The organism is Reichenbachiella sp. MALMAid0571 (genome assembly GCF_040151475.1).
Taxonomy (GTDB): domain Bacteria; phylum Bacteroidota; class Bacteroidia; order Cytophagales; family Cyclobacteriaceae; genus CAXBNB01.
The window spans coordinates 29,265-54,448 of the sequence record NZ_JBDKWG010000147.1; the positions used below are offsets into that span (position 1 = coordinate 29,265).

17 protein-coding genes are annotated in these 25,184 nt (G+C 38.2%); 11 read left to right on the forward strand and 6 right to left on the reverse strand.

Translation table 11 applies throughout. From position 1 onward, the window contains the following. Positions 1-327: 327 nt before the first annotated feature. The 3 genes from AAOP42_RS19500 to AAOP42_RS19510 form a co-directional block, all read right to left on the reverse strand. A complete protein-coding gene (locus AAOP42_RS19500; RefSeq protein WP_349530259.1) occupies positions 328-1,524 on the reverse strand; it encodes an FG-GAP repeat domain-containing protein in 1,197 nt (398 codons plus the stop codon). A gap of 1 nt (position 1,525) precedes the next feature. Then, positions 1,526-5,047: a PVC-type heme-binding CxxCH protein gene (locus AAOP42_RS19505; protein ID WP_349530260.1), complete on the reverse strand. Its 3,522-nt coding sequence runs from the start codon at positions 5,045-5,047 to the stop codon at positions 1,526-1,528. Between the two features lie 176 nt (positions 5,048-5,223). Beyond that, positions 5,224-7,038 carry a toxin-antitoxin system YwqK family antitoxin gene (locus tag AAOP42_RS19510; RefSeq protein WP_349530261.1) on the reverse strand — a complete coding sequence of 605 codons (1,815 nt, stop codon included), beginning with the start codon at positions 7,036-7,038 and terminating at the stop codon, positions 5,224-5,226. A 294-nt stretch (positions 7,039-7,332) separates the two neighbouring features. On the opposite strand from AAOP42_RS19510, the gene AAOP42_RS19515 reads away from it, so the two are divergent. The 8 genes from AAOP42_RS19515 to AAOP42_RS19550 all read left to right on the forward strand — a co-directional run bounded on the left by AAOP42_RS19515 (position 7,333) and on the right by AAOP42_RS19550 (position 13,995). Further along, the gene (locus AAOP42_RS19515) at positions 7,333-8,532 is read left to right on the forward strand and encodes an acyl-CoA dehydrogenase family protein (protein ID WP_349530262.1); all 1,200 of its coding nucleotides are present in this window, start codon (positions 7,333-7,335) and stop codon (positions 8,530-8,532) included. A gap of 75 nt (positions 8,533-8,607) precedes the next feature. Further along, positions 8,608-9,243: a DUF2306 domain-containing protein gene (locus tag AAOP42_RS19520; RefSeq protein WP_349530263.1), complete on the forward strand. Its 636-nt coding sequence runs from the start codon at positions 8,608-8,610 to the stop codon at positions 9,241-9,243. Between the two features lie 81 nt (positions 9,244-9,324). Next, the gene (gene msrA, locus AAOP42_RS19525; RefSeq protein WP_349530264.1) at positions 9,325-9,960 is read left to right on the forward strand and encodes a peptide-methionine (S)-S-oxide reductase MsrA; all 636 of its coding nucleotides are present in this window, start codon (positions 9,325-9,327) and stop codon (positions 9,958-9,960) included. A 165-nt stretch (positions 9,961-10,125) separates the two neighbouring features. Then, positions 10,126-10,965: an ion transporter gene (locus AAOP42_RS19530; protein WP_349530265.1), complete on the forward strand. Its 840-nt coding sequence runs from the start codon at positions 10,126-10,128 to the stop codon at positions 10,963-10,965. A 122-nt stretch (positions 10,966-11,087) separates the two neighbouring features. Then, positions 11,088-11,747, forward strand: coding sequence for a YceI family protein (locus AAOP42_RS19535; RefSeq protein WP_349530266.1), 660 nt, complete (start codon positions 11,088-11,090; stop codon positions 11,745-11,747). A 118-nt stretch (positions 11,748-11,865) separates the two neighbouring features. Beyond that, a complete protein-coding gene (locus AAOP42_RS19540; RefSeq protein ID WP_349530267.1) occupies positions 11,866-13,011 on the forward strand; it encodes a glycoside hydrolase family protein in 1,146 nt (381 codons plus the stop codon). A gap of 18 nt (positions 13,012-13,029) precedes the next feature. Beyond that, the gene (locus tag AAOP42_RS19545; RefSeq protein WP_349530268.1) at positions 13,030-13,407 is read left to right on the forward strand and encodes a copper resistance protein NlpE; all 378 of its coding nucleotides are present in this window, start codon (positions 13,030-13,032) and stop codon (positions 13,405-13,407) included. Positions 13,408-13,422: 15 nt separating this feature from the next. Next, positions 13,423-13,995 (forward strand): pentapeptide repeat-containing protein, encoded by a 573-nt coding sequence (locus tag AAOP42_RS19550; protein WP_349530269.1) that lies wholly within the window; start codon positions 13,423-13,425, stop codon positions 13,993-13,995. A gap of 23 nt (positions 13,996-14,018) precedes the next feature. On the opposite strand, the gene AAOP42_RS19555 is transcribed toward AAOP42_RS19550, so the two are convergent. Then, positions 14,019-14,930: a fatty acid desaturase family protein gene (locus AAOP42_RS19555; protein WP_349530270.1), complete on the reverse strand. Its 912-nt coding sequence runs from the start codon at positions 14,928-14,930 to the stop codon at positions 14,019-14,021. A gap of 460 nt (positions 14,931-15,390) precedes the next feature. On the opposite strand from AAOP42_RS19555, the gene AAOP42_RS19560 reads away from it, so the two are divergent. Further along, entirely contained in the window at positions 15,391-16,098 is a 708-nt protein-coding gene (locus AAOP42_RS19560) for a metallophosphoesterase (RefSeq protein WP_349530271.1), read from the forward strand. 14 nt (positions 16,099-16,112) lie between these two features. Here the strand turns inward: AAOP42_RS19560 and AAOP42_RS19565 are convergent, their stop codons facing one another. Continuing rightward, positions 16,113-16,676: a hypothetical protein gene (locus tag AAOP42_RS19565; RefSeq protein ID WP_349530272.1), complete on the reverse strand. Its 564-nt coding sequence runs from the start codon at positions 16,674-16,676 to the stop codon at positions 16,113-16,115. 174 nt (positions 16,677-16,850) lie between these two features. Between AAOP42_RS19565 and AAOP42_RS19570 the strand changes: the two genes are divergently transcribed. Further along, positions 16,851-18,662, forward strand: coding sequence for a PAS domain-containing sensor histidine kinase (locus AAOP42_RS19570; protein WP_349530273.1), 1,812 nt, complete (start codon positions 16,851-16,853; stop codon positions 18,660-18,662). Positions 18,663-18,679: 17 nt separating this feature from the next. On the opposite strand, the gene AAOP42_RS19575 is transcribed toward AAOP42_RS19570, so the two are convergent. Next, a complete protein-coding gene (locus tag AAOP42_RS19575; RefSeq protein ID WP_349530274.1) occupies positions 18,680-19,720 on the reverse strand; it encodes a PorP/SprF family type IX secretion system membrane protein in 1,041 nt (346 codons plus the stop codon). A 224-nt stretch (positions 19,721-19,944) separates the two neighbouring features. On the opposite strand from AAOP42_RS19575, the gene AAOP42_RS19580 reads away from it, so the two are divergent. Further along, positions 19,945-25,149 (forward strand): PKD domain-containing protein, encoded by a 5,205-nt coding sequence (locus AAOP42_RS19580; protein WP_349530275.1) that lies wholly within the window; start codon positions 19,945-19,947, stop codon positions 25,147-25,149. The last annotated feature ends 35 nt before the right edge of the window (positions 25,150-25,184 follow it).

A 25,184-nucleotide genomic window follows, 5' to 3' on the forward strand; every position in this document is an offset into this window, starting at 1 on the left:
TAAAAATTAAGCAACAAGCGAAAGCAGAAATTAATTTACCTTGATTGTAGTTTAAATAGAAAGGTAAAAATAGAGTAGTTAATATGGTTCAAAGCATTTAAATACTTTTTTATGAGATACCTGCCTACATAAGCTCCATCGGTTTCAGTCACTACTGCCTCATCATCAGGGCAGCAGTTAAGAACAAAAAACTCCTTACTCTAAACCTGTCAGGTTTCTTTTCGAAAAGAACTTGGAAATTGCCGTTAACATCTGATTTTCAAAGGTAAATCTGGCAGGCCTGCCAACAGGAAGGCATCTCACGTCTTAACCTCTTTCTACGAGTGATTACTCTTGCTTAAAGATGAAAACTCCCTTTTTGTTGGCAATGACAATATCCAGTTTACCATCACCATTCATGTCTTCAACTACTGTATTGAGGCCTATGCCGGAGTTGTCATCTATCAGATGGCGTATCCACATCGGTTTGTTGTTTTCATCTCTTTGAAGTTCAAACCAATAAAGTACTGCAGGTTCCTTTCCACCCGGATCTTTGCCCTGATGTGCATAATACCTTTTTCCGGTAACTAAATCAGGCAACCCATCCATATTCATGTCTTTGAGTATCAAAGCATGGGTTTGTGAAAAAGTACTGTCAATCAGGTGGTGAACAAACTTAGACTCACCCGATTCTCCCTTTACCTGCTCATGCCACCACATACCATAATTATGAGCAGCAGCAGAAATCACGTCATTGTCTCCATCTTTATCAAAATCGTAAGCATACATTTGAGAACACAGTTGGCCTAAATCTGTCTCATGAAATGTCCATGGCAGTTCATCTTTATTTTCCGGTGCTTCCCACCAACCCTCTCTAATGATTACATCATTTCTGCCATCTCTATTAATATCGCCCATACCCAATCCGTGTGAGTATTTAGGTGTTCCGGGTGAGTTGGGCTTGCTTACATCCCTCGATACCCAATTTACAACTCCATCATTCATAGTATGCTCAAACCATTTCATTATGCCTGTTTCTTCATTGCCAAAAACCAAATCCATCCTACCATTGTCATCAAAGTCTCCAAAGAAGGGTGATTCATTGCAGGCATTGGTATCGATGACATGTTCCTCCCAGTGAACGTCCTGCCCTTTAGGGTTTTCATACCAATTCACAGATTTACCCGGAAAACCGAAAATTATGAAATCTATCCAACCATCTTCGTTTACATCGTGAGCATAGCTGGGAAATGCATCGCTGTATCCCTTTGTGTAATCGTATGATTTTGGAGGCTGGATTTCGTGGGGAAGCCACTTAGGTGCTTCGAACCAATAAGCTCCTGCCATAATATCGATTTCTCCGTCGTTGTTTACATCTCCTACGGCTACACCTTCAGCAATAAAAACATCCCATAAATGTGTTTTTTGAAAGATCAACGATTGTGTCTCCTGTTTAACTTCAGAAGTCTTTTCTTTCTTTTGCGCAGTACAACCCATTTGACACATGAGGACTGCAATTATCAGGTAAAGTTTTGATCGTAGCATATTACTTTTGGCTTAATAAGTAATTTAACAATAAATAAAAGTCTTCCTCCTCAATTACCCTACTAAAATGATCAGGCATTAAAGTAAAAGGGCTTGCTTTTTGTTCAGCAATTTTATCTTTGGCTATCGTAAATTCCTGCCCTCCGGCATTGGCAAAAACCAACAACTCACCTTCTTCCCGTCTAAACAATCCGGTCTGGTTTGTCCCGTCTTTAAGTTTGATGTTGTAATTGATAAAAGCCTTGGAAATATTCCTATTCGGATCCAGAATTTTCTCTGTTAATGCCCTTGCTCCCCAATTGCCAATACCATCCAACTGTGGCCCAATTGATCCACCGTTACCATTGATTTGATGGCAAGGTGTACAATGCATTACGAATGCATCTTTGCCTCCAGCTATTGCATTTGCCGACAATTGAAAATCTTCCAAACGTTTGTCTATCAGGGTCTGAATTTCTTCATTAGGTTTTTTAATCCCACTTATCAACCCTTCATACTTACTCAATTGCCCTTTCGAAGCTGAATTTAATAAATATTCATTGATTTGTCTCTCTAGCAACACTCTGGGAACAACTTCCAACTGAGCCACTGCCCCCAACAATTGATCAACACCCTTACCTGACTGGGCCAAAACTGTTGCTATCTCCTTTTGTACTGCATAAGGGCGATTATCCAACGCTTTCCTCAAAACAACAGGAACCTTGGTACTATTGGATTTGCTTATTGATTGTGCCAATGATTCTACTAAAAATGGCTGTGTATTTTCATCGACAATCACTTCTTCTATTATGTCTATATTGTTGCCATCAATCAACATGAGAGCCTCTGCAGAAGCAGCCTTCACATATAAATCTGAATATTCTGACAGAAATAATTCTCCCAAATCTTTGCTCCATAACTTGAGTTTGTAATCCCGGGCTACATTGGCTGCAAAGACTTGCCGCTCAGCTAAGAGACCCGGGCTTTCGGCTGGAAAATCTACTACAGATGGTGTCAGTTGCCCAATTCCAATTGTGCGGTTTGTATATGGTGAACCGTCCACAATAACCAAGTATCCTTTTTTGCCTTTGCCCGAACTGTTGTTCCAGGTTATCTTTTTGCGCATACTGGGCTCAGTAATAAAAGCCTCCTGAATCACTTCATTTGATTCGCTAAGTCTAAGCTGAACTACATTGGTATTTACATCCGGATCATCGGAATCACGCTTGTTTCCAAAAAGTTGAAATGAAAGTGTTTCCGGAATGGTAAAATCCGGAGAGTATAACTTGCTCATTTGATGTTCATCCTCAAACGAGCCACTTGCGAGTGCAGTAGTAGCATCAAGGTTACCCCTGGCTTCAACATCTATCAACTGCCATGTATTTTTCTCATAAATAGATTTTTCTATTGGTTCTATTCTCCAAAGAGATGATTCCAAATCCTTTTTATCCAAAAAAATACGTGCAAGCTTGATAGCCCATTCTCTGGCACTCTTACTTTCTTTAACCCCTCTTCTATCTACTCCTCCTTTAATGGCTTTGTAACGGTTGTATTGTAAGTCAAGATCATTTCCTGAAAGTGACTTAACCGCCAAAACAAGCTCGTCTAAATTGGAAAGAGCAATAAATCTGGAAGCATGTTCCGTCAGTTTATCCAATCCTTCTACTTCTAATGATTTTAGAGATTTGAAATAACTCAGAATAAATTTGGCAGCAGCTTCGGAATCTACTCCTATGATCACATCTACCAACGATTGCATTTCTTGTTGACTCCAATTTTGATTGAGTACAGAAGCAATTACTTCTTCATTTCTAAGATGATCACGCAAACACTGCCTTATAACATATTTTAAATGGGTGTCATATTCCGGAAGTTTTGCCTGAATAGAAAATAACCGTGGCAGGTATTCTGTTTTAGGGTGCTTTGCCAGTAACATAACAGAAGCCCTGACAATGTCAGGTTGAGATTCTTTGAGGTTATCACTGGCAATTCGAAGCAGGTCGTCACTAATCTCATCATACTCAAACATGATCCTCAGAGCATGTACTCTTACTACATCAGCACTATTGGAAGCCGCAATCAACAATTGATCAGGCAAAGCACTCATTCGGTAAAGTAGCCACAATATCTGTATTTGCTGCCCTGTATTGTTGCTACTGGCATAGGCTTTATTTAAAGATTCTATAGCTTTTTCGCCAAACCTGTCTATTATTTGATCTGAAATAATGGTACGTAACGGTAGGTTTTCCTGCCCAAGTCCTTCAATTAACTTCCCTAAATTGGCAGTGCTCCAATCAAAATCTACAGGTTCGTCATGTGCCTTCTCCCCGGTATATACAATACGCCAGATCCGTCCTCGCTCCCTGTCTCTTCCCGGATGATCCAGCGGTACTTCATAGTGGCCAATGATTCTATTGTAAAAATCAGCAATATACAATGCGCCATCAGGCCCCATCTTTACATCCACCGGACGAAACCAAGGATCTTCACTTGAAATAAAATCTTCCTCTTGGGTAATGTAGGCAGTTGTCCCTTTCTTTTCCATGGTACTGCGGTACACTCGGCTCGTTACCACATCACCATAATAAAAACTGTTCTGATATTCTGAAGGAAACTGGGAAGCTACATAATATTCTAGCCCTGCAAGCGCAGTGGCTCCATGCTGGTTCTTGATTTCAGTATATGGGCCAAATCCAATACCTGTCGGTTTCTTTCCAAAATGAGGATAGTCAGCTCCTGTAATATGTTGATAAATAGGACTTGTATGACAATCCACGGCATACAAATAACCCAATGTGTCATAGGCATATCCAAAGGGATTTACACGCCCTGTTGTAGTAAACTCTACATTGCTGCCATCTTCTCTAAACCGAAAAGTGTTTCCCGATTGCATTACAAGGATTTTGCCATTACGATCTGTAACATTAGACTTATTGGCATAACCGTGCGATCCATGAATCCAACCATCCAACCCCCTGAAGAAGTTATTGACCATACCATGAGTATCTTTATACTCAAACCCACTCAAGACTACATTTCTTTCATCAACCTTGTCATCACCATCATTGTCTTTCAGATAATAAACATTCGGAATGCTATAGGCAATAGCTCCCCCTTTTACTGGAATAATCCCTATGGGAATATTTAAAGAATCAGCAAAGTCGGTAATCAAATCGGCACGCCCGTCACCATCTGTATCTTCTAAAATCGAAATTTTATCTTTGCTAACACCTGTAGTGTCCGGAAAAGGATATTCATAGGATTGAGTGACCCACATTCTTCCTTTTGCATCAAAAGACATATTGAGTGGTTTACCGATTTGAGGCTCAGAGGCAAATAGCTGGATTTCAAAACCTGGCGGTAAAGTAAAGGATGCCCGCTCTTCATCAGGACTCAGTGCTTCTGTTTCCCTAATATTTTTTGTGAAGGCTTCTTCGTCCGTTGCAGGTGTCTCCTTTTTTTCGTTACCACAGCCTGAAAAAAAGGAAAAAATAAAAAGAAAAGCAGTAACCTGGCAAAATCTGATAGTGAATTGATAGTACATATTTATAGTAGTTTTACAAAAGCATGCAATCGCATACTGCTCTATGATGATGTAAAACTCCTAATATTAAAAACCAAAAACCATCTCTATTTTGTTCAAAAACTACTGTATTATACCAAATATTGCTTTCCAGAGACTCCTCATTTGTATAATACAGTCAATCTAATACAGCCCCTTTAAGGATAATACTCTCTTTTTTTCATACCCAGATAACCAAAAGTGAGCCCTACAATAATAGGTATATAAGTCTTTGACTGGTTCAATCCTTGAAAATACTGATCATAACCTTGCTCGGTATATTTCTTTTCATAAACACGCCTTCCGATACCAACGCCTGCAAAAATATCCATACCGAAACCCGCATCTCCCGGGTATCTCATTAGCCTGGTTCCTACAAGAATTCCATAATGATACCTTGATTCCCTTGACCCAACATTGGTGATCAGTTCAGGGTCATTGGCATCTTCCACATTGACCCTGTTGTTGACATATTGGTATCCTATTTCATGGCTGAAATAAAACATACCTGAAGACCGATCCTGATTGTAAAATTTTTGCCTGAAACTGAAAGTACTTCCAGAGTTATAAACATCATTTTGTTTGATGTCTTCTGCTCGCTGAAAAAAGGGATTCCTGTTTAAGGTATATGATAATTCGTATCCCAACCTCTCCTGAATATAATACTCCAGGCTAAAGGGTAATCTTCCAATCGGCATCAACAATGGATTGGCAGAAAGAATAATACCTTTATATTCATTTACTACCGAAGAAAAATACCTCAATTGCTTGCTTTTAAAACGATATTCCGGTTTATCGTATCTCGTTCTGGAGTCAGAAGAGTCGTCCAATGATTCTGCTGCTCTGAAAATAGGCTGTTCGTCTTCGTACAATGGGAAATAAGTACCTGCCAAAGCACCATCCTTTTTGTACAATTTCCATTCTCCGATTTTCTTATCATCAGACAGCACCCCTTCCATTTTTTTTGAACCATCACTGTAGTATCCTATATATTCTCCAGTTCCCTTTTTAAAGTCGGCTTCTCCTTCTATATCACCATTTTCATCGTAATATGTCCACAACCCATCCCTAAGCCCCTTCCTGAAAAAACCTGATAAGCGGAGTTTTCCACTACTGTAGTATTCTTTATAAGGTCCTGTTCCTTGTTCATATTCTCCTGTTCCTTTTACTTCACCTGTTTGAAAATACAAATTCCAATATCCGTCTTTCAAACCTCCTTTTTGAATTCCTTCTGCACTCTTAGAGCCATCTTCATGATAATAAATCCAATTCCCAACAGAATTTCCCTCTTCATATCCACCTTCAGAAGAAATATTTCCATTCTTGAAGAAATATTTCCAGGGACCGGTTTTTAATCCATTTTTATAGTATCCTCTGGCAAGTTTTTCTCCTGTTTCATAATAATACGTCCAAAGGCTATCGCTTTGGCCGTTCTTATTCAAACCTTTCATTTTCAACTTACCGGAAGAATAAAATTCGGTGTAAATACCCACCCCATTATCATAATATGCCTGCGCCTTTAATTCCCCATCTTCATAGAAATAATTCCAAATATCTTCTCTAACATCCTGATTATATTTTCCCCGGCTTTTAATCTCTTGATTTTCAAAATAATAAACCCACTCTCCTACTTTCTTATTATTCTCCAGCAACCCTTCAGATCTCTTCCCACCCTGCTCAAAATAATATGTCCAAATGCCTGTACTTTTTCCTTTATCAAACACTCCTGTGGTTTTGAGATTTCCGTTCTCAAAATAGTATTTCCAAATACCGGAGGCCTCATTATTGACGTAATTACCCTCTGACTTTAGTGAACCTGAAAGGAAAAAAGATGAGTACTTTCCTTCCAGTTTATTATCAATGGTATCGTTTACATAATACTGCTCTTTTACCACTTCATGAGCCTCATCATAATATGTAGTTTTGACATACCTTTCCTGTCCGACAACACATTGTATCGAAATGAAAATCATACATAATATGAAAAAACAATAATTTATCAATTTTCTAATAGGAGTCAGGTTACAAAATAACTCGATGATACAAATTTGCAAATTATATTCCAATTTGAACTTTTTCGAGCTAAATGGTTTGTAGATCATTTGGTAACACTAAGTTTTAAATTCTACGGTTTTCAAGTTTATATCAAAAAAATCAGGTCATAATTTCTTAAGGGATTACCACAATATATTGGTACAAGAAAACAATAGTGATGAATTAAATTACACGTAAATTTGTTATTAGCATATCCAAAATAAAAACCCAAAATGAACAAGACAGAGTCAAGAAATGTCAAAGATGAATTTGAATCGCCCGATTTATATCTTCTTGATGACCTTCTCACCGAAGAGCACAAATTAATCAGAAGTTCAGTCCGGACTTTTGTAAAAAAGGAAATCACTCCAAATATTGAACATTGGGCAGAGAACAATCATTTTCCAAAAGAAATAGTAAAGAAATTCGGAGAGATAGGTGCTTTTGGTCCGACAATACCTATTGAATATGGAGGAGGAGGTTTGGATTATATCTCCTATGGGCTTATCATGCAGGAAATAGAGAGAGGTGATTCTGGCATGCGATCTACAGCTTCCGTTCAGGGTTCTTTGGTTATGTTTCCTATCTACAAATTTGGTTCGGAAAAACAAAAACGTAAGTACTTACCAAAATTGGCTTCAGGAGAGTTTTTAGGCTGCTTCGGGCTTACTGAGCCTGATCACGGATCCAATCCTTCCGGAATGACTACCAACTTTAAAGACATGGAGGATCATTACCTGCTCAATGGTGCCAAGATGTGGATATCAAACGCACCTCAGGCTGACATTGCAGTAGTTTGGGCAAAAAACGAGGCGGGCAGAATTCACGGACTTATAGTTGAGAAAGGTATGGAAGGCTTTACAACTCCTGAAACTCATGGCAAGTGGTCCTTACGTGCAAGTTGCACTGGCGAACTGGTATTTGACAATGTAAAAATACCAAAAGAAAATCTGCTTCCGGGCAAAAGTGGATTGGGTGCACCGATGAACTGTTTGGATTCGGCGCGGTTCGGGATTGCCTGGGGTGCTATTGGTGCTGCCATGGATTGCTACTACTCTGCACGCAGATATGCTACTCAACGGATACAGTTTGGCAAACCAATCGCCTCGTTTCAGTTGGTTCAGAAAAAACTGGCAGAAATGCTTACTGAAATAACCAAAGCACAGCTACTCAACTGGAAACTGGGTAAAATGATGGATGAAGGAAAAGCCACTACAGTCCAGATTTCTGTGGCAAAAAGAAACGCTGTAGAAACTGCTTTAAATATTGCCCGTGAAGCCAGACAAATACATGGCGCTATGGGTATTACAGGCGAATTTCCAATGATGAGACACATGATGAACCTGGAGTCTGTCATTACTTATGAGGGTACTCATGACATTCATTTACTTATATTAGGGAATGAAATCACTGGTATTCCTGCATTTAAATAATTGACAAAACCCGTCTGAATACTTTATTTTCCTAACCTGGAACTCGCTCGACTATCTTTTCACTATTAAAACTAAATGACTAACAATTTAAAATTTGCATTGTGGGGAGTGTTTGCGTTTTTCGCATTAGGAGTCGGTCTTTACCCCGGTTTATATTTTCTAATTGATATGAAAAAAGGTTTTCTTGGTAGTAAACCAGCAGCATTACTTCAAGAAAATTCCTGGGTTATTGCCTTTTATTTGCACATAAGTTTTGGCGGCCTTTCTTTGATTTCAGGTTTCTCTCAATTTAGCTCACAGTTGAGAAAACGAAAGGTGAAACTTCATAGGTTATTAGGAAAAATCTATTTGACATCAGTGCTTATCAGCGGTACTTCAGGATTGTTCATCGCCATCCATGCCACAGGAGGGAGAATGGCTGAAATGGGTTTTGGATCACTTGGAATTCTATGGCTGCTCACTTCAGTGATGGCATTTAAGTCTATCAGAAATGGTGAAGTAACACAGCATCGTCATTGGATGATTCGCAGTTTTGCTCTTACTTTTGCAGCTGTTACTTTAAGATTATGGCTTCCATTTTTCCAAATTGTATTACATTTCAGTTTTATTGATGCGTACATTATCATTGCATGGCTTTGTTGGATTCCCAATTTGGTAATTGCAGAAATAATAATAAGGACATCAAATAAAAAAAGTATGCAGTCTGCATGACAAATAAAAAATGAAGATTGAACTATCTTTAACCGACCAAATTGATATTGCGTTTTCTAGTTGAACAATTTCCAAAGAAAAATGAAAACATCTAAATACATACTACTCGCTTTTTCCATGGTATTTTCGCTGGCCTGTAACAGTACTACCCCACATGAAAAGCCTAAAGACCTAAGTAAATTCAGTAAGGCCTATTTTGCGAGCGGATGCTTTTGGTGTGTAGAAGCCATTTTTCAAAGTGTTGAAGGAGTAGAAGAAGTAATTTCCGGATATTCAGGAGGAACATTGAAAAACCCAACATATGAACAGGTAAGTAGTGGAAAAACCCGTCATGCAGAAGCCGTAGAGGTTTACTACGATCCAAAAGTAGTCACCTATCAAACCCTTCTAAAAGTGTTTTTCGGATCACACGACCCAACTACCCCAAACCAACAAGGGCCTGACAGAGGCCCTCAATACCGTTCTATGATTTATTACCAAAATGCTAATGAAGAAAAATTAGCAAAAGAATATATTAAAGAGTTGAATGATTCAGGGATTTTCGGTTCTGCGTTAAAAATAGTTACAGAAGTAGTCCCATTCAAAGTATTTTACAAGGCTGAAGATTATCATCAGGACTATGAAGAGCGCAATCCATACCAACCCTATGTGATGAGTGTGTCTATTCCCAGACTTAATAGATTTAAAGAGAAATACCCTGAACTACTGAAGAAATAAGCTCTTTCTTCGCTAAAAAGGATAAACCAAAACCAATAGTTTAAAACACCTCAAATGATCTGCATTCTGTAGTAGAATAGATTTCCATCTGTCTTTTTTCTCCACAATAAAGTAGTCGTATCTTCATTTTTATTAAATTCGTCCAACCAGCCAGGAGGATTACCCATGTCGATCAAAGAACATTTGAAAGTAGCCGTGCATTTTGAACCATTAAAGCAGAAAATATACCGTATTATCTTTGGAATAGATACAGTAGCAGGACGACTTTTTGATTTAGTCTTGTTATGCATTATTCTGTTGAGCGTGATATTGATTATGCTTGAAAGTGTCGTCGAAATAAGCTTACATTTTGGAAAAGAATTAAGAATAGCCGAATGGATTCTCACCATCCTGTTTACAATTGAATACATTGCAAGGATAATATCAACCCCTAAACCACTCAAATACATTTTTAGCTTTATGGGCATTGTGGATTTGCTCTCTCTTTTCCCCACTTATGTAGGTTTGTTTTTTGATGGTACTCATTCTCTTGCTATTATTCGTTCGATAAGATTAATAAGAGTTTTTAGGATTTTAAAATTGACACACTTCATGGGGGGTGCCAATCAACTTGGAAATGCCCTATACGACAGCCGTCACAAGATCATTGTCTTCCTTGGAACGATTTTATGTACAGTTAGCATTCTGGGCACGCTTATGTATCTGATTGAAGGTTCCGAGCATGGGTTTACGAGTATTCCAAGAAGCATATACTGGGCAATAGTAACCATTACTACAGTTGGTTATGGAGATATAGCACCGGAAACCTGGTTTGGTCAATTGGTAGCTTCTATGCTAATGATCATCGGTTATGCGATCATCGCAGTACCTACGGGGATTGTAACCAGTGAAATGATAAAAGCAAATAATGACGAGATCAGGCCCAAAGGAATCTGCCCTGAGTGCAACGCTGACGGACTAGATCGAAATGATAAATACTGTCATAACTGTGGAACTGAACTTTAAAGTCAACACAAAAGCAGACTCTAATCCATATTCATGCTGTATTTTATATGAATTGATGAGTATTATCATTTTTACCCCAATGTAAACTCCGGATATTTGTAATAAGAAATCGTTTACGAAAAATGAAATTACTGAGTCATTCAATTTGTATTTACCTCATATTAACATTTTTGCCCACGACCTCTAGTGGACAAGAAACTGATTTAGTTATGATGGTGCTTAGCAATAAAAGTAATCTGACCATCAGTGGCACCTCCAACATCAGTAAATTTGATTGTAAACTCGAACAAAATTTTGAGCAAGACACACTCATTATTTTAACCAAATACTCTGAATCCAACTTACTCTGTGAAAATGCAGTAACAACATTTTTGGTAAATAAGTTTAATTGTGGACATGAAGCGATCAATCGTGATTTCAGAGATGCTCTTAGAGAGAAAGAATTCCCTGAAATTTCTCTCAATGTTAAAAACATATACCAAACAGCCAACATTGACATTAATAATCTATCAAAAGGGATTAACGCTGAGGTATCACTAATGCTGGCAGGTACTAAAAAGGAATACAAAATAGGTTTTGAGAAAAACAAAATAGAGGCCAAAGAACTTTGTTTTTCAGGTGAAAAAACTGTTAAAATGAGTGATTTCAATATAGATCCACCCAAAGCACTGATGGGTCTAATCAAAACCAATGACGACCTTTCCATTCAATTTGACCTGCGGTTAATCCTACTCAACAAGGTCAATATCCCAATTAGCAATTCAATAAGTAAAAAAGATTAAACAAATTAGATTCTTAATAAGCATTTAATTAACTTTCTTTTGATCTGTTTTTCAATAAGGGATATTCATTAAATTGGCATAAACCTGACTTGTAAAACGCACAAAAAACCAATAACCTATGTATAGAATTATCATCCTCATATCAGTGATTTTCACGCTCTCCTGCAACAATTCAAAAAAAGAAGTGGGCGAAGAAAAGGAAGTGAAAAAGGACAAAATCCCTTGCTATGCATGGCTGGGAGGTCCCGGAAAAGCTACCGATGACGAGATCAAAGCGAATTTTACTAAGCTGAAAAGCAAAGGAATAGATGTACTCATGTACAATGGTGGACAAAACCCAGAAACCTACAAACGAGTTGGAAAAATTGCTAAAGAAGTTGGTCTTGGGTTTCATACCTGGATACCTACAATGGTGCAGCACAACAAACCGGAAATAGACCCTGAATGGTATGCCATCAATGGGCTGGGTGAATCTACTTATGACAAACCTCCCTATGTAAGTCACTACCATTTTTTATGCCCCGGTAAGAAGGGAACGTACAATTTTCTAGCCGACATGTATGCCAAAATAGCTGATGTAGAAGAAGTAGATGCCATCCATCTGGATTATATCCGATTTCCTGATGTCATCCTTGCCCGAGGACTTTGGGACAAATATGGCCTGGTAATGGATAGAGAATTTCCTCAATACGATTATTGCTATTGTGATCTATGTGTTGGAGATTTCAAAGCCAAAACCGGAATTGACATAAAAGCGTCAGAAGATCCTTCACAAGTAGAAGAATGGAAGCAGTTTCGATACGATTTGATTACCAGTATTGTAAACCGATTAACCGAAGTGGTTCATTCGAAAAATAAAAAAATCAATGCGGCAGTATTTCCAGGACCTAATTCTATCGCTAAAAAGATAGTTAGACAAGAATGGGATAAGTGGAATTTGGATGCGTTTTTTCCAATGAATTACAATGATTTTTATCTTGAAAATCCTAAGTGGATCGGAGAAGTGACCAAAGAATCCGTAGCAGCACTAAACAATAAAAAGCCCGTCATCAGTGGCCTGTTTATCTGTCCAAAACCAGAAAAAAAAGGAGATGAAAAAGACCCTGAGAATCATGGTCTTTTGCCAGAAGAACTAGAGGCCGCTATAAGCGAATCCATGACAAACGGAGCTGCCGGGATTTGCTTATTTACACCTGGAAGAATGACCGATGCACATTGGGAAGTATTTGAAAAGGCCATTCACAAGACCTACAAAGTAAAATAGTCCGCCTTTATAACACTAATGGTCAAAAAAACTCTTTACCCCTTTTTGTTGATTTTGGTCTTAACCAATTGTAAAGACCAAATCGTACTGACCGAAGGAACTTACTCAGGAACACTTCCTTGTGCAGATTGTGAAGCCATAAATTACGTCCTTACACTAAACAGAAACATGACCTACACTGAAAACATATTGTACATTGGAAAAAGTGAATCAAAAGAAACCAACTCAGGCACTTATGCAATCAAAAATGATAGTGTGGTATGGCTTCAAAATAAAAACAAAGGCATGAATCAGTTTGCTATTGGAAATCAAAAGCTGGAAATGCTTGACATCTCAGGTCAACGTATTAAGAGTAGTTTTGCAGATAAATACATCTTGTCAAAGACAAAACCATAGAAAATTAATCAAAACATGGCTGATAGAATTATTGAAAATCGGGTTTTCGAAAAATTAGACCCCTCTGAAAAAAAACTGAACCTGACTGAGTATGATGGGTGTACTTTCAATAGATGTAATTTTCTAAACTCAGACCTGTCGCATAGCATATTCCTGGAATGCACTTTTAATGATTGTGATCTAAGCATGTCTCAATTGAAAAACACTTCGCTAAAAGATGTGACATTCAAGAATTGCAAGTTATTGGGTTTGGATTTCAGTGACTGCAATCAATTCTTGCTACAACTTAGTTTTACTGACTGCAATTTAAACCTGGCTCTGTTTTATCAACTAAAACTTAAAGGAACAAAATTTAAAAACTGTAGCCTCCATGAAGCCGACTTTACAGAAACAGATTTGACCAGTTCTGTTTTTGACAATTGTGACTTTACCAGAGCTGTTTTCGGAAATACTGTATTAGAGAAATCAGACCTTAGAACCTCCTACAATTACTCTATTGACCCGGAAATTAACCGGATCAAAAAGGCAAAATTCTCAGTACATGGAGCCATAGGACTTTTAGATCGATATGATATACATATAGAATAACCCAATACTGGTAAGAAAAACAATTAGACGGCTACTGCACTAACATTCGTAGCAACTACCTCTGAAGACTCAAATTCTCTTTCTTGTCTGGCAAGTCTCATAGAATCAGTTCTCAGGCTTGGTATAAAAAGCCCCAATATATAAACCCTGAACAAATACCAGAACATATACTTTTCTTTCAAATTGTCATCGATAAGGTGTTCAATCTTTTTATGAGCTGCCGGAGTTTCACTCCAGTGCAATCCTGATTGCATGTGATGAATGGTATGGTATCCGTTATTAAAAAGAAAGAAATTCAAAGGCCAGCCAACTATATTTCTGGAATGGTTGTACTTTGACTCTTCGTCAGCATGCACATGCTGTATATAATTGAATACAAGTACAACATTCAAAGAAACCTGCTGAGGGATAAACACATATATCAATGCTTTTTGCCAATCTATAATAAAAGCTACTGCAATCCACGAAACAAGACATACAATCTGAAGTGTATAGAAAGTGAATTTTTCCCAATTTTTCCCATACTGTTCTTTATAATAATTAAAGACAGCCTTTTGTTGAGCCATTCCACTTAATGTCGGGTAAATCAATAGTGTCCAAAGATTGTTTTTTTCAGAAACCATATATGTTTTAGTATAGTCAGGTTCCTTATTGTTATGACGATGATGGTTTGTATTGTGTGTTGGAATCCATGCAAAAGTGGGAAATCCATAAAATACAGTTATCCAACAACTATGAAATTGATTCAAATATTTGTTTTTCCAAAGAGAAAGGTGGTTGTGATTGTGAGCAAATACAGAAAAACATACAGCAAAATACAGGTATGGAATGTATAGCCACCAAATAAATTCATTTGAATTCCAAAGGAAAAAAAAGAGAGCCGTTGATGCAATCATCCACAGTAGCGTCTTTAAGTCGGCTTTTTTTCTAAGCATAGAGTTAGGTTGTTTAGGTAATCTCCAAATGTACGTAAAATTTACAACAACCTTTTACTGAAATGGATGCACTCCTGAATAAAGAAGTATTTCTACTTCATTTTTTTATCAAAAATTCAATGAAACACCAGTTTTAACGAAAATTCTTTACTTTTAATTTTATTATTAAAATCTGGTTTGAGTACCTGATTTACCAGTTTCAACCTGATTTTTTTATATAAAAATTGACAACAAAAACGAATGGGTATCTGATCACCGACAATAAATCTGGATTAAAAAACTCCCACGAAAGAATGAAACTTCACTTATCAAATAACACAATGTAAAGTTTGACTGCTATTATAGATTTTAACTTCATTTTTTATAAACAATGAAATCCTTTCATTACTTGTTAGTACTGATATTAACCTTACTATTGTCCTGCAAGGATAAAACCCGGGAACCCTTCTCGTTTGTACAAATGTGTGACACACAACTGGGTATGGGAGGTTACGAGCATGACAAGAAAGCATTTGAGCAGGCTGTCAGGCAAATCAATATACTTGCACCTGATTTTGTGGTCATTTGCGGAGACCTGGTCAACAATGCCAACGATAGTTCTTTCAATGATTTTAATTTTATAAAAAATGGATTCAATATGCCCTGTTATTGCGCTCCCGGCAATCACGACGTAGAAAATACACCAAGCGATTCGAGCTTAACGAAATATCGGAACGCCATTGGAGATGATTACTTTGACTTTCAAAACAAAGGGTACTCATTTCTGGTATGCAATACTCAGCTATGGAAAGTACCCACAGGTACAGAATCTGAAAAGCACGACAAATGGTTTAAAGACAAACTGGAAGAGTTTAGCAAAAAACAAAAGCCTGTGTTTGTTATCGGTCACTTCCCTTTATATCTGGAAGAGCCTGAAGAAAAAGACCAGTATTTCAATTTACCCAAAGACAAAAGAAAAGAACTACTAAGCTTATTTGAGCAAAAAAATGTAAAAGCATATCTCTCTGGTCATACCCACAAAACCATCATCAACGAGTACAAAGGAATCCAATTGGTGAGCGGAGAAGTAACCAGCAAAAACTTTGACAAAAGACCTTTGGGATTCAGGATATGGACAGTTTCTGAAGACAGTATTCATCACAAATTTGTCCCGTTAGAAAACAAATAGTAAACTCAAAAAAATCACAAAACGCTTTCTTCTGTTACTATATAAATGATCCAGGCCGCCAATTGCAGACCAAGGAAAACAATATGAGTAGCTTTATTCCGAATGTTAAAAACGACAAACACAAGATAAGCAACCAATAGTACAAATAACTGTATTTGCTCTGTAAGGGGAATATTTGTAATCAGAATGTTGTGCCAAATACTAACTACCACCGTCATTGCGCCAATAGAGTATAACCAACGCCATTGGTCTTCAAAATACAAGTCCATATCAGTATCGGAACTTCTGAGCCCAGTTGGAAAAAGCATCCTGGCCTGAATAAATAGCAAAATCGGAAATATTAAAATACCAAAGACCAGTTGAAGCGTCCACACATCTATCACTTTGGAGTATTCATAGTTGATCCACCATTCCTGAATATGAAGAAAGAAAACGACGAATACATATATAGTATGAGGAATACTTAATTTAATAGCTTTCCAGTGTGAGACTATATCTGCTATACCCGTAAGTATTTGCGCAATACCCAATCCAAGAATCAAAGAGGTGAGTACAACAACGTATTCAAATGGTTCCATCTTGGAAAATTAATGAAGATTGACCAATCTTGATGTCTTACAAACAACATTTTAAGTTTCTAAAAAAATAACAAGCCACTGTTTATAACAATTTTATGCAGTATATTTAGGTATTACAACATTGTTATTTCTATGATATCCTGATTAAGAACGTTTATATTCTAATTAAGCAACATGCCTCTGACAACCCGTTCCATTCTAAAATCAGACAAGGAAAATATTGTCAATAAAGCTTTGATTTTTGGATCAATCATCGCTTTCATTACTTATTTACTTAGTCTAAGCAATTTTTTTCTTTCCGGCTTTCAATTTTCCTTCATAACTGACCTGTTTTTTGTAGCTATTCTTATTATTACCACTTTCTATCGAAAAAAAATCAGTCTTGAGACAAAATCTTCCATAATAATATTAGGAATTATTTTCGTCATTCTTACAGATATATATGTTTGGGGATCATTAGCGGCCAACAAGGTTTTACTCATATTAATCCCGCTTTTCTCTTTCTTTTCTTTTTCAGTTAAAAAAACAATTATCATATACTGTTGTTGTCTCTTCTTCATTGGAATCTTCGGTTCTTTGCACATCAGTGGTCATTTGGGGGCTGCTTCAGGGGATCCTAATACCGTTTTTTCCTGGCTAATTCATATCTTAATGATAGTTGCCGTATCTGTTACCCTGTTCCTGACGCTTATGTATATCAACTCTACGTATGAAGGCATGATAGCAGACCTTACCAGAAGCAATGCCAAAATCATGGAGAGTGAGCAAAATTACCATGAGATTTTCAATGCTACCAGTGACGCTATTGTCATATTTGACCTTCAGTGTGAAGTTGTTGATTACAACAATTCCCTGTTAAGTTTATATGGCATGTCGCATCTGGAAAATAAAGAGAGTCTTTCCAAACGACTTTTCGATTTTGACGATGAATTTAGTCATAGCTTATTTAAGACTGTTTTTAAAAAAACCAATAATCATAAAACAACCTCATCTGACTGGAAAATACGTAAAGATTCAGGTCAGGAACTATGGGTGTCTTTTACCCTAAAGCAAGTGAAAATTGGAGCTAATGATCGAATCTTGGCAGTAATCAGCAATATCAACGACAAAAAAAATACCGCTCTTGAATTAGAAAAATATAAAGTTCATCTGGAATCTATCATACAAGAACGTACTCAAAATCTGGAACAGGTCAACAATGACATTTCCAAACAAAAAAACGAGCTCAAGAACACATTGGGTCAACTTCAAAGCACTCAGGACAAGTTGATTCAATCTGAAAAAATGGCTTCATTGGGTCTGTTGACTTCCGGCATAGCTCATGAAATAAACAATCCATTGAATTATATCAAAGGTGGAATTCATGGAATCTCTCTTCATATTAAGAATCAAAAAGGAGTAAAAGACAATGAAAATATTGAAGGCTTATTGAATGGAGTCAATGACGGTGTGAATCGAATTGTAAAAATTATTAATAGCCTAAACCAATATGTACACACCAAAGACCAGTACCACGGAATCTGCAATTTGAATGTCATACTTGAGAATTGTCTTATTATTCTTAACAATGAAATTCTCTATAGAATTACCATTGAAAAACAGTTAGATCCATCTGTTCAGGGCTTCTTGGGAAATCCTGGAAAAATGAATCAGGCGTTTCTCAATATATTGACCAATGCCATCCAGGCTATTCCGGATGAAGGTAAAATATTTATTAAATCTGAAAAAATTGGAAACAATATAGTAATAACCTTTCAAGACAATGGTGTTGGTATTCCGGAAGATATTTTACCCAAAATATCAGATCCTTTTTTCACAACAAAGGATGTAGGTGAAGGTTTAGGCCTTGGGTTGTTTACCGTTTACAATGTCATCAAAGAGCATGGAGGTAATATCTCATTCGAATCGAAAGTGGGATTAGGAACCACAATTACAATAATTCTACCTTATAAAAGACAATTGGATACTGAAACTGTCAACACCTAGTTTCACCAGAGAATAATTTAAAAGATAAAAGGAACAGGACACTTCAGTTCCCTCACTTCTCTTGAAGGCTTACGTGGGCTTCCTCCTTTGAAAGTATAAGTAATAGAAATCTCATGGGCTCCTCCGCTTCCAATACCTAACTTAGACAGGGTGTAATCAAAACTGTAACCCATTGTCATTTTATTTTTTGTCAATCCCATCATGAATATCACAGATTCGGTGTTCCCTCCTCCTCCCTCAGGAGACTTCACCGGGATTCCCCGATACCAAAGGCCAAAAATCACAGGAGACATAGTAAAATACATACCTAAATCCAGCTGATCAAAATCTCCCTGAGAACGGTAATTGAAAGTAGGAGACAGTGTTCTCTCTGCTCCAGATGCAGTTTTTCCTTTGCTCATAAAACCTGAACGAAGTGGTATCCTATACCCTCCATGTACTGATACTTTTCTGGGCAATGGGCTTTCACCATCCGTCACTGATTGATTAGGTTCTCTAATGTGATGTGCAGCAACACCTATCCACATACTCTTGGAATACCACATGCCACCCAAAGCCAAGTCCATGTAACTCACTTTAAGTCCTGTATTAAATTGTTCGGCAGAATAAGGATTTATTTTTCCTGTATTATCAAACTGATCTCCAAATGTCAGTTTATCAAAATTTAAGTCGCGTGTGGTGTAAGAAACCTGAAAAGCAGGCCTGAAAACCCACTTGTAGTTCAGGTTAACCTGATAAGCATATTGAAGTCCTATTTCAGTTGAATTCAATCCTACAAGCCCTTCTGTATCTTTAGTAACTATCAACCCGAGGCTACTGTTTTTTTCATCAAAATTGTAGTCTATATAAGCCGAAAAGGTTTCAAAATTTGCAGATATAGAAGGCCATTGATTTCTATAATTCACACCTGCCCTACCCATCTGATTGATACCTGTCAAAGCAGGATTCAGAAAAAGTGGCGCAGCGTAATATTGAGAGAATTGAGGGTCTTGAGCCTTTAACTTGTTATCCACCAACAAAATGGATAAACAAAAAAATAATATGAGATTTTTACGCATTGAGGTCAATTTCAAAACTCCAAAATTAAAGTCGGTGCAAATTATACAATATTGTTTCAATTTAGAAATGATTTAAATTTTGTTGCCGGACAGGTATAGAAATTATTATTTTGAGCGTTTGTAATTTTAATTGAATTATTTTTAAGCCTCAATTTGTCCTGCTTTATTTTAAGCTACAGACAACTAGAGATTTTGTAACCCTTATAAGAATGTTGAACGACAGTATGAGTAAAAAATTAATTTTCAGCACTTTTTTTTTCATTGTGGGGTTTTCTCTTCAATATTCTCAGGGTCAAAACCTGGCAGAATACAATTGGCTTTTTGGTAACTCAGACAGGGCTATTCTATTTAACAAAGGCACCAATCAACCCAGACTAGACAGCATTCAATTTACCCCATTTGGAACCGGAGGAAGTGCCGTGATTTCTGATCCCCTTACAGGCGACCTTCTTTACTATTCCGATGGAAATAATGTGTATGACACCAATCATGAGCTTTTACCTAACGGAACTGGATTAGAAGCAGATCCTACCATAAACAGAGCCGCTACAGTAATTCCATTTACTTTTATGGATGGGCGCTACCTCCTATTCACTAACCCCGGCAGTACTGGCTCTAACGAAATCTTATATTCTGTAGTGGATAAAAACCTGATGGGCAATGCCAATATAGGAATAGGAGAACCTGCCCGAGGAGACATTGCAGGTAAAAATCTTCCTACTGGATTGACCAATCCATCTGACGGAATGATCACCATAGAAGGTACTGCAACCAACCAACATTGGTTGATCACCAACGACAGAACGACATTTGAATATAAAGTACTTGAAGTAAACGACGGAATTCCCGACATTGCAGGAATTCAAACTTTCAACCTGAATACACCAAGTGTTCCCGGTTTTGTTGCTGCATCTTTCGCCTACAATCAAGATTCGTTGCTGCTGGCTGTAGCACCCAAAGATCAAAACAGAAATATTATTTTACTGGACTTTGATCCGGCAACAGGTGCCTTGGCATTTAATTCTCAAATACTCAATAGTGGTAATACGGACTTTACATCAGAAGCAGTTTATGATTTAGAATGGTCTTCCAATGGGTCTAAACTTTACTTTTCACGGCATGGAACTGCCGCTGGAAATAATGGCAACTTATATCAAGTGGCTTTAGATGATCCTTCTATGAGTGTGAATGCTGTGCTATCCAGTCCAGTATTTAGGAGTTATGGTGTGCAAAGAGGGCCTGATAGAAGGGTTTATCATTTGTACCAATTGACAAGCACTTCCAATATCGAAGTGGGGCGAATAAATCAGGCTGACAGCATATTCAGTGCCGACAGTGCAAGGTTCAATGTTTTTTATGACAGCCTTGTTTTCGGAAATCAAAATTTCTCGGGACTCCAATTTCCAGCATTTCCAGCTCCTAACTTTGAAACTTTTGATTTAGTCGATTTTGTCTATGCGGGTAGTTGTACCGCATCACCAACTCATTTTTTTCCATTTGTTGACCCAACGCCACAACGCTATTTCTGGGATTTTGGAGATGGCGAAAATTCAGATTCCCATAGCCCAATACATGCTTATCAGGCCGCAGGTGTATATCCTGTAACATTGACTGTCTTCTCTAACGGAGTGAGTGAATCTGTCACCAAAAATGTACCTATACTTCAAAATGACCTTGAAGTGGATTTAGGAGCTGACACCATAATATGTGCTGGCGAAACATTGCTGCTGGATGCAGGTACAGGAGGAGTATCTTATGCATGGAACACCTTAGAATCAACACAAACAATCACAATAGATACAACAGGTTACTACTGGGTATCGGTAGTCAGTCCTACGGGTTGTGTTGCTTATGACCAGATACAAGTGACCACTTATGGGGACGACACCCAGAAGAACAATCAATGGTATTTTGGTGAAATGGCAGGTATAGATTTCAATGATGGAGCGTCCCCCATAACGGACGAAAACCTCATGACCTCCCCTGTGGCGGCATCTTCTATATCAGATGCCAATGGAGAACTCCTGTTTTACACCAATGGCGTTTCGGTCTGGAACCGAGAGCATGAACTCATGGTAAATGGTAATGATATTGGTGGAGACAGTACGTCAGTACAGGGGGCAATGATCGTTCCCGTGCCGGGAGACAGTACCATTTTCTATGTATTTACAACAGATCCGGTCTGGGGAGATTATTCTTATGATGTAAAATACGCTATGATCGACATCAAAAAAGATACAGCTCGTGGAGAAGTTATATTTAAAAACCAACCATTATATACCAACAGTACTGAGCGAATGACGGCCACAGCAGTTGGCAGTTCTGTGGTATGGTTGATCACTCATGAATATGGAAATAATGTATTCCGTGCATATCCCATTACTGAAGATGGTATTGGAGCAGCAGTAATATCCGCAGCAGGATCGGTTCATAAATTTAGTGAAGAAAGAAACGGGACAGCTTCCATGAAAGTAGATCCGGGAGGAAGACGGATTGCTGTGGCTTTACAGGATGAAACAGACAATTTCGTGGAACTCTTTGCATTTACGGATTCCACAGGTATAGTGGATGATTTTATTCAATTAGACATTGAAGAACCCATCCCTTCACTGGCATACAGTGTCGAGTTTTCTTCGAGCCTACAACGCCTTTATGTTACCACTAATGGCAATAATTCCAAATTATTACAATATGATCTGGACAGCATCAATGCACCTACTGCTAAAGAAGACATTGAAGCCACCAAATTTGAATTAGCCACTTCATCGGAAGGTTTTGGAACCATCCAAACCGGACCTGACGGCATCATATATATGGCTGTAGAAAATTCGAATACTTTAGGTACCATCAATAACCCGAACGGAGATGACATGAATGCCTCCTTTGTCGAAACAGGGTTTGACCTGGCAGGAAGAACCAGTCGATTGGGATTGCCTAATTTTATCCAAACCGTATCGAATCCACCCAATACACCGGGCATCTCTTATGACAATGCATGCCATGGACAAGAAACAATTTTTACTGCCAGCACTACTTCAATGATCGATGAAGTAAGGTGGACCTTTGGTGATGGCACATTCTCTGATTCCACCACAGTCCATCATACTTACAATGAAGTAGGAGTATATAATGTGAGTTTAAGAATGAAGAATCGTTGCTTACTAGACACTACATTTTTTGCACAAGTTGAAATATTTTCCATACCACCAAATCCTGATGTCCCTCTTGCTACTACACTCTGTAATGGCTCTGTCACTTTAGCTGCCTGGCCAAGAGACACTACATTTACCTACACCTGGTCAACAGGAGATACCACAAGGGTAATCACCGTAGATCAAAGAAGCACCATTGACGTATTTTTAACCAACGAAAATGGCTGTAGCTCTGAAGTGGTTCAGGTATTGGTAGATGATACCCGACCGATGGTCAACCTTGGCCCTGATCTCACAGTCTGTCAAAATGAATTTGTACAGGATTTTGATGCCCAAAATCCAGGGTCAACTTATGCATGGTTTCTTGATGGAGTTAATACTGGAAATACCCTCAGAACTCAAAGAATAGACACTTCTGTTCCTGGAACTCATACATACCGTTTAGAGGTCACGGATATATTTGCCTGTATGGGAGTAGATAGTGTCACGATCAATGTGATAGAAACTCCGGTGTTCACCTCCACCGCTCAGGATGCCACAGGATGCGGAACTGACGATGGAATTATTGAACTCAATGTAACCAGCACAGGAAGCTATACTTACGAATTGAACGGTCCGGTAATAGTTGGTGCTACTTCCGTGACAGGGCCTACGGCAACTCCTGTGACCGTAAACAATGCATTGTCGCCAGGTACCTATCAGCTACGGGTTACAAACACGGTTTCAGGCTGTACAGAATTTCAGGCACTCGCAATTGGTGAACCGGCTGGTTTTACCATTACACCCACACCTTTACCTGCATGCGGCAATGATGGAGACATAGAAGTAACACTTTCTAACCCAACTTTCGTCGATTATAACTTATTTGATGACACCAACACCATAGTACGGTCAGGCACTACATCAATGATATCTTCCTTTACTATAGATGATTTACCCATAGGAACATATTCTATTGAAGTCATGGATAATGGCACAGGGTGTACGCAATCAGCTGCCAATATCGTATTGGAAGAAAATCCTGTAGCACAGTTTACCGTTACCCCTCAAAACATTTGCGGTAACTCCGGAGAAGTTTCTATTTTCCCTGAAAGCAGCAATCCAGCCAGTGTGAGCTATGCCTGGACTGGCCCAAATGGAGGAAGTATCGTTGGAACAAATATAGGATCTACCATTACTGTAAGTGAAGCAGGAACTTACACAGTTACCTCATCAGATTCTAATCCTAATGGATTGTGCCCACAAACTTCCGAAGTAATAGTAAGTCAGAATGATGATCCTGATGTGGAAATAACCATCAGCGGTGACAATTGTAGCGGGCAACTTACTTTGGTGGCAGGAATAACGAATGGAACAGGAGGAAATCTGGGATATGTATGGGGAGATGGTTCAAATTCCTCTCAGCTAATAGTAACCTCGACAGGTCAATATGAAGTCACTGTACTTGATCAAGGCTCGGGATGTCAGGGTACAGGCTCCATAGATGTAGAAGTATTCAATGAAATTACCGTTTTCATCCGCTCAGAGCCTAATTGTGACGACAACTCTGAAGTGCTGCTTACTGCCATTGCCAATATCACAGAAGATGTTACCTTCGAATGGACTGATCCGTTTGGAGATATTTTACCCAACACAGGTGCTGAGGTCTCTGCCAAAACCAGTGGAAATTATAGCGTAACTGTAGCAGGAGTAAACAACAACTGTTCTGCTACTGATGATATTGACGTCCTGATTGTCCCTATCACTCAAGATCAGTTGCTTCTGGGAAATAGAGAAAAATTCTGTAGTGCTGATCCTGACCCTACTAAAAACACCATTGTACTAGATCCGGGATTGTTTTCATCCTATGAGTGGAGATTCATCAACGAAGATCCTATCTTGTCAACTGAAAGATTGTTTGAAGTAATGGATGCCGGAGTATATGAAGTTACTATTAGTAACGGGCTTACCTGCATCAGGGATATCATTGAAATATTGGACGATTGCGATCCAATAATCTATGCACCCAATGCTTTCACACCAGACAGCAGTTCGGGACTGAACGACACTTTTACAGTTTTTCCTAATCCTTATGTCACTGACTTTCAAATCTACATTTTCTCCAGACAAGGAGAAATGGTATTTCAGTCCACCGACCAGAATTTCCAATGGGACGGAACATACAGAGGTGCATTACTTCAAATGGGAACTTACGCTTACATCATGCGTTACAAAAGCACCCTTGATCTGGAAAGAGGGGTAATCGAACAGCATGGTGGCGTATTGCTAATGAGATAATGAAAGTAGTTCAAAAAAATAAAAAAGGAACAGCT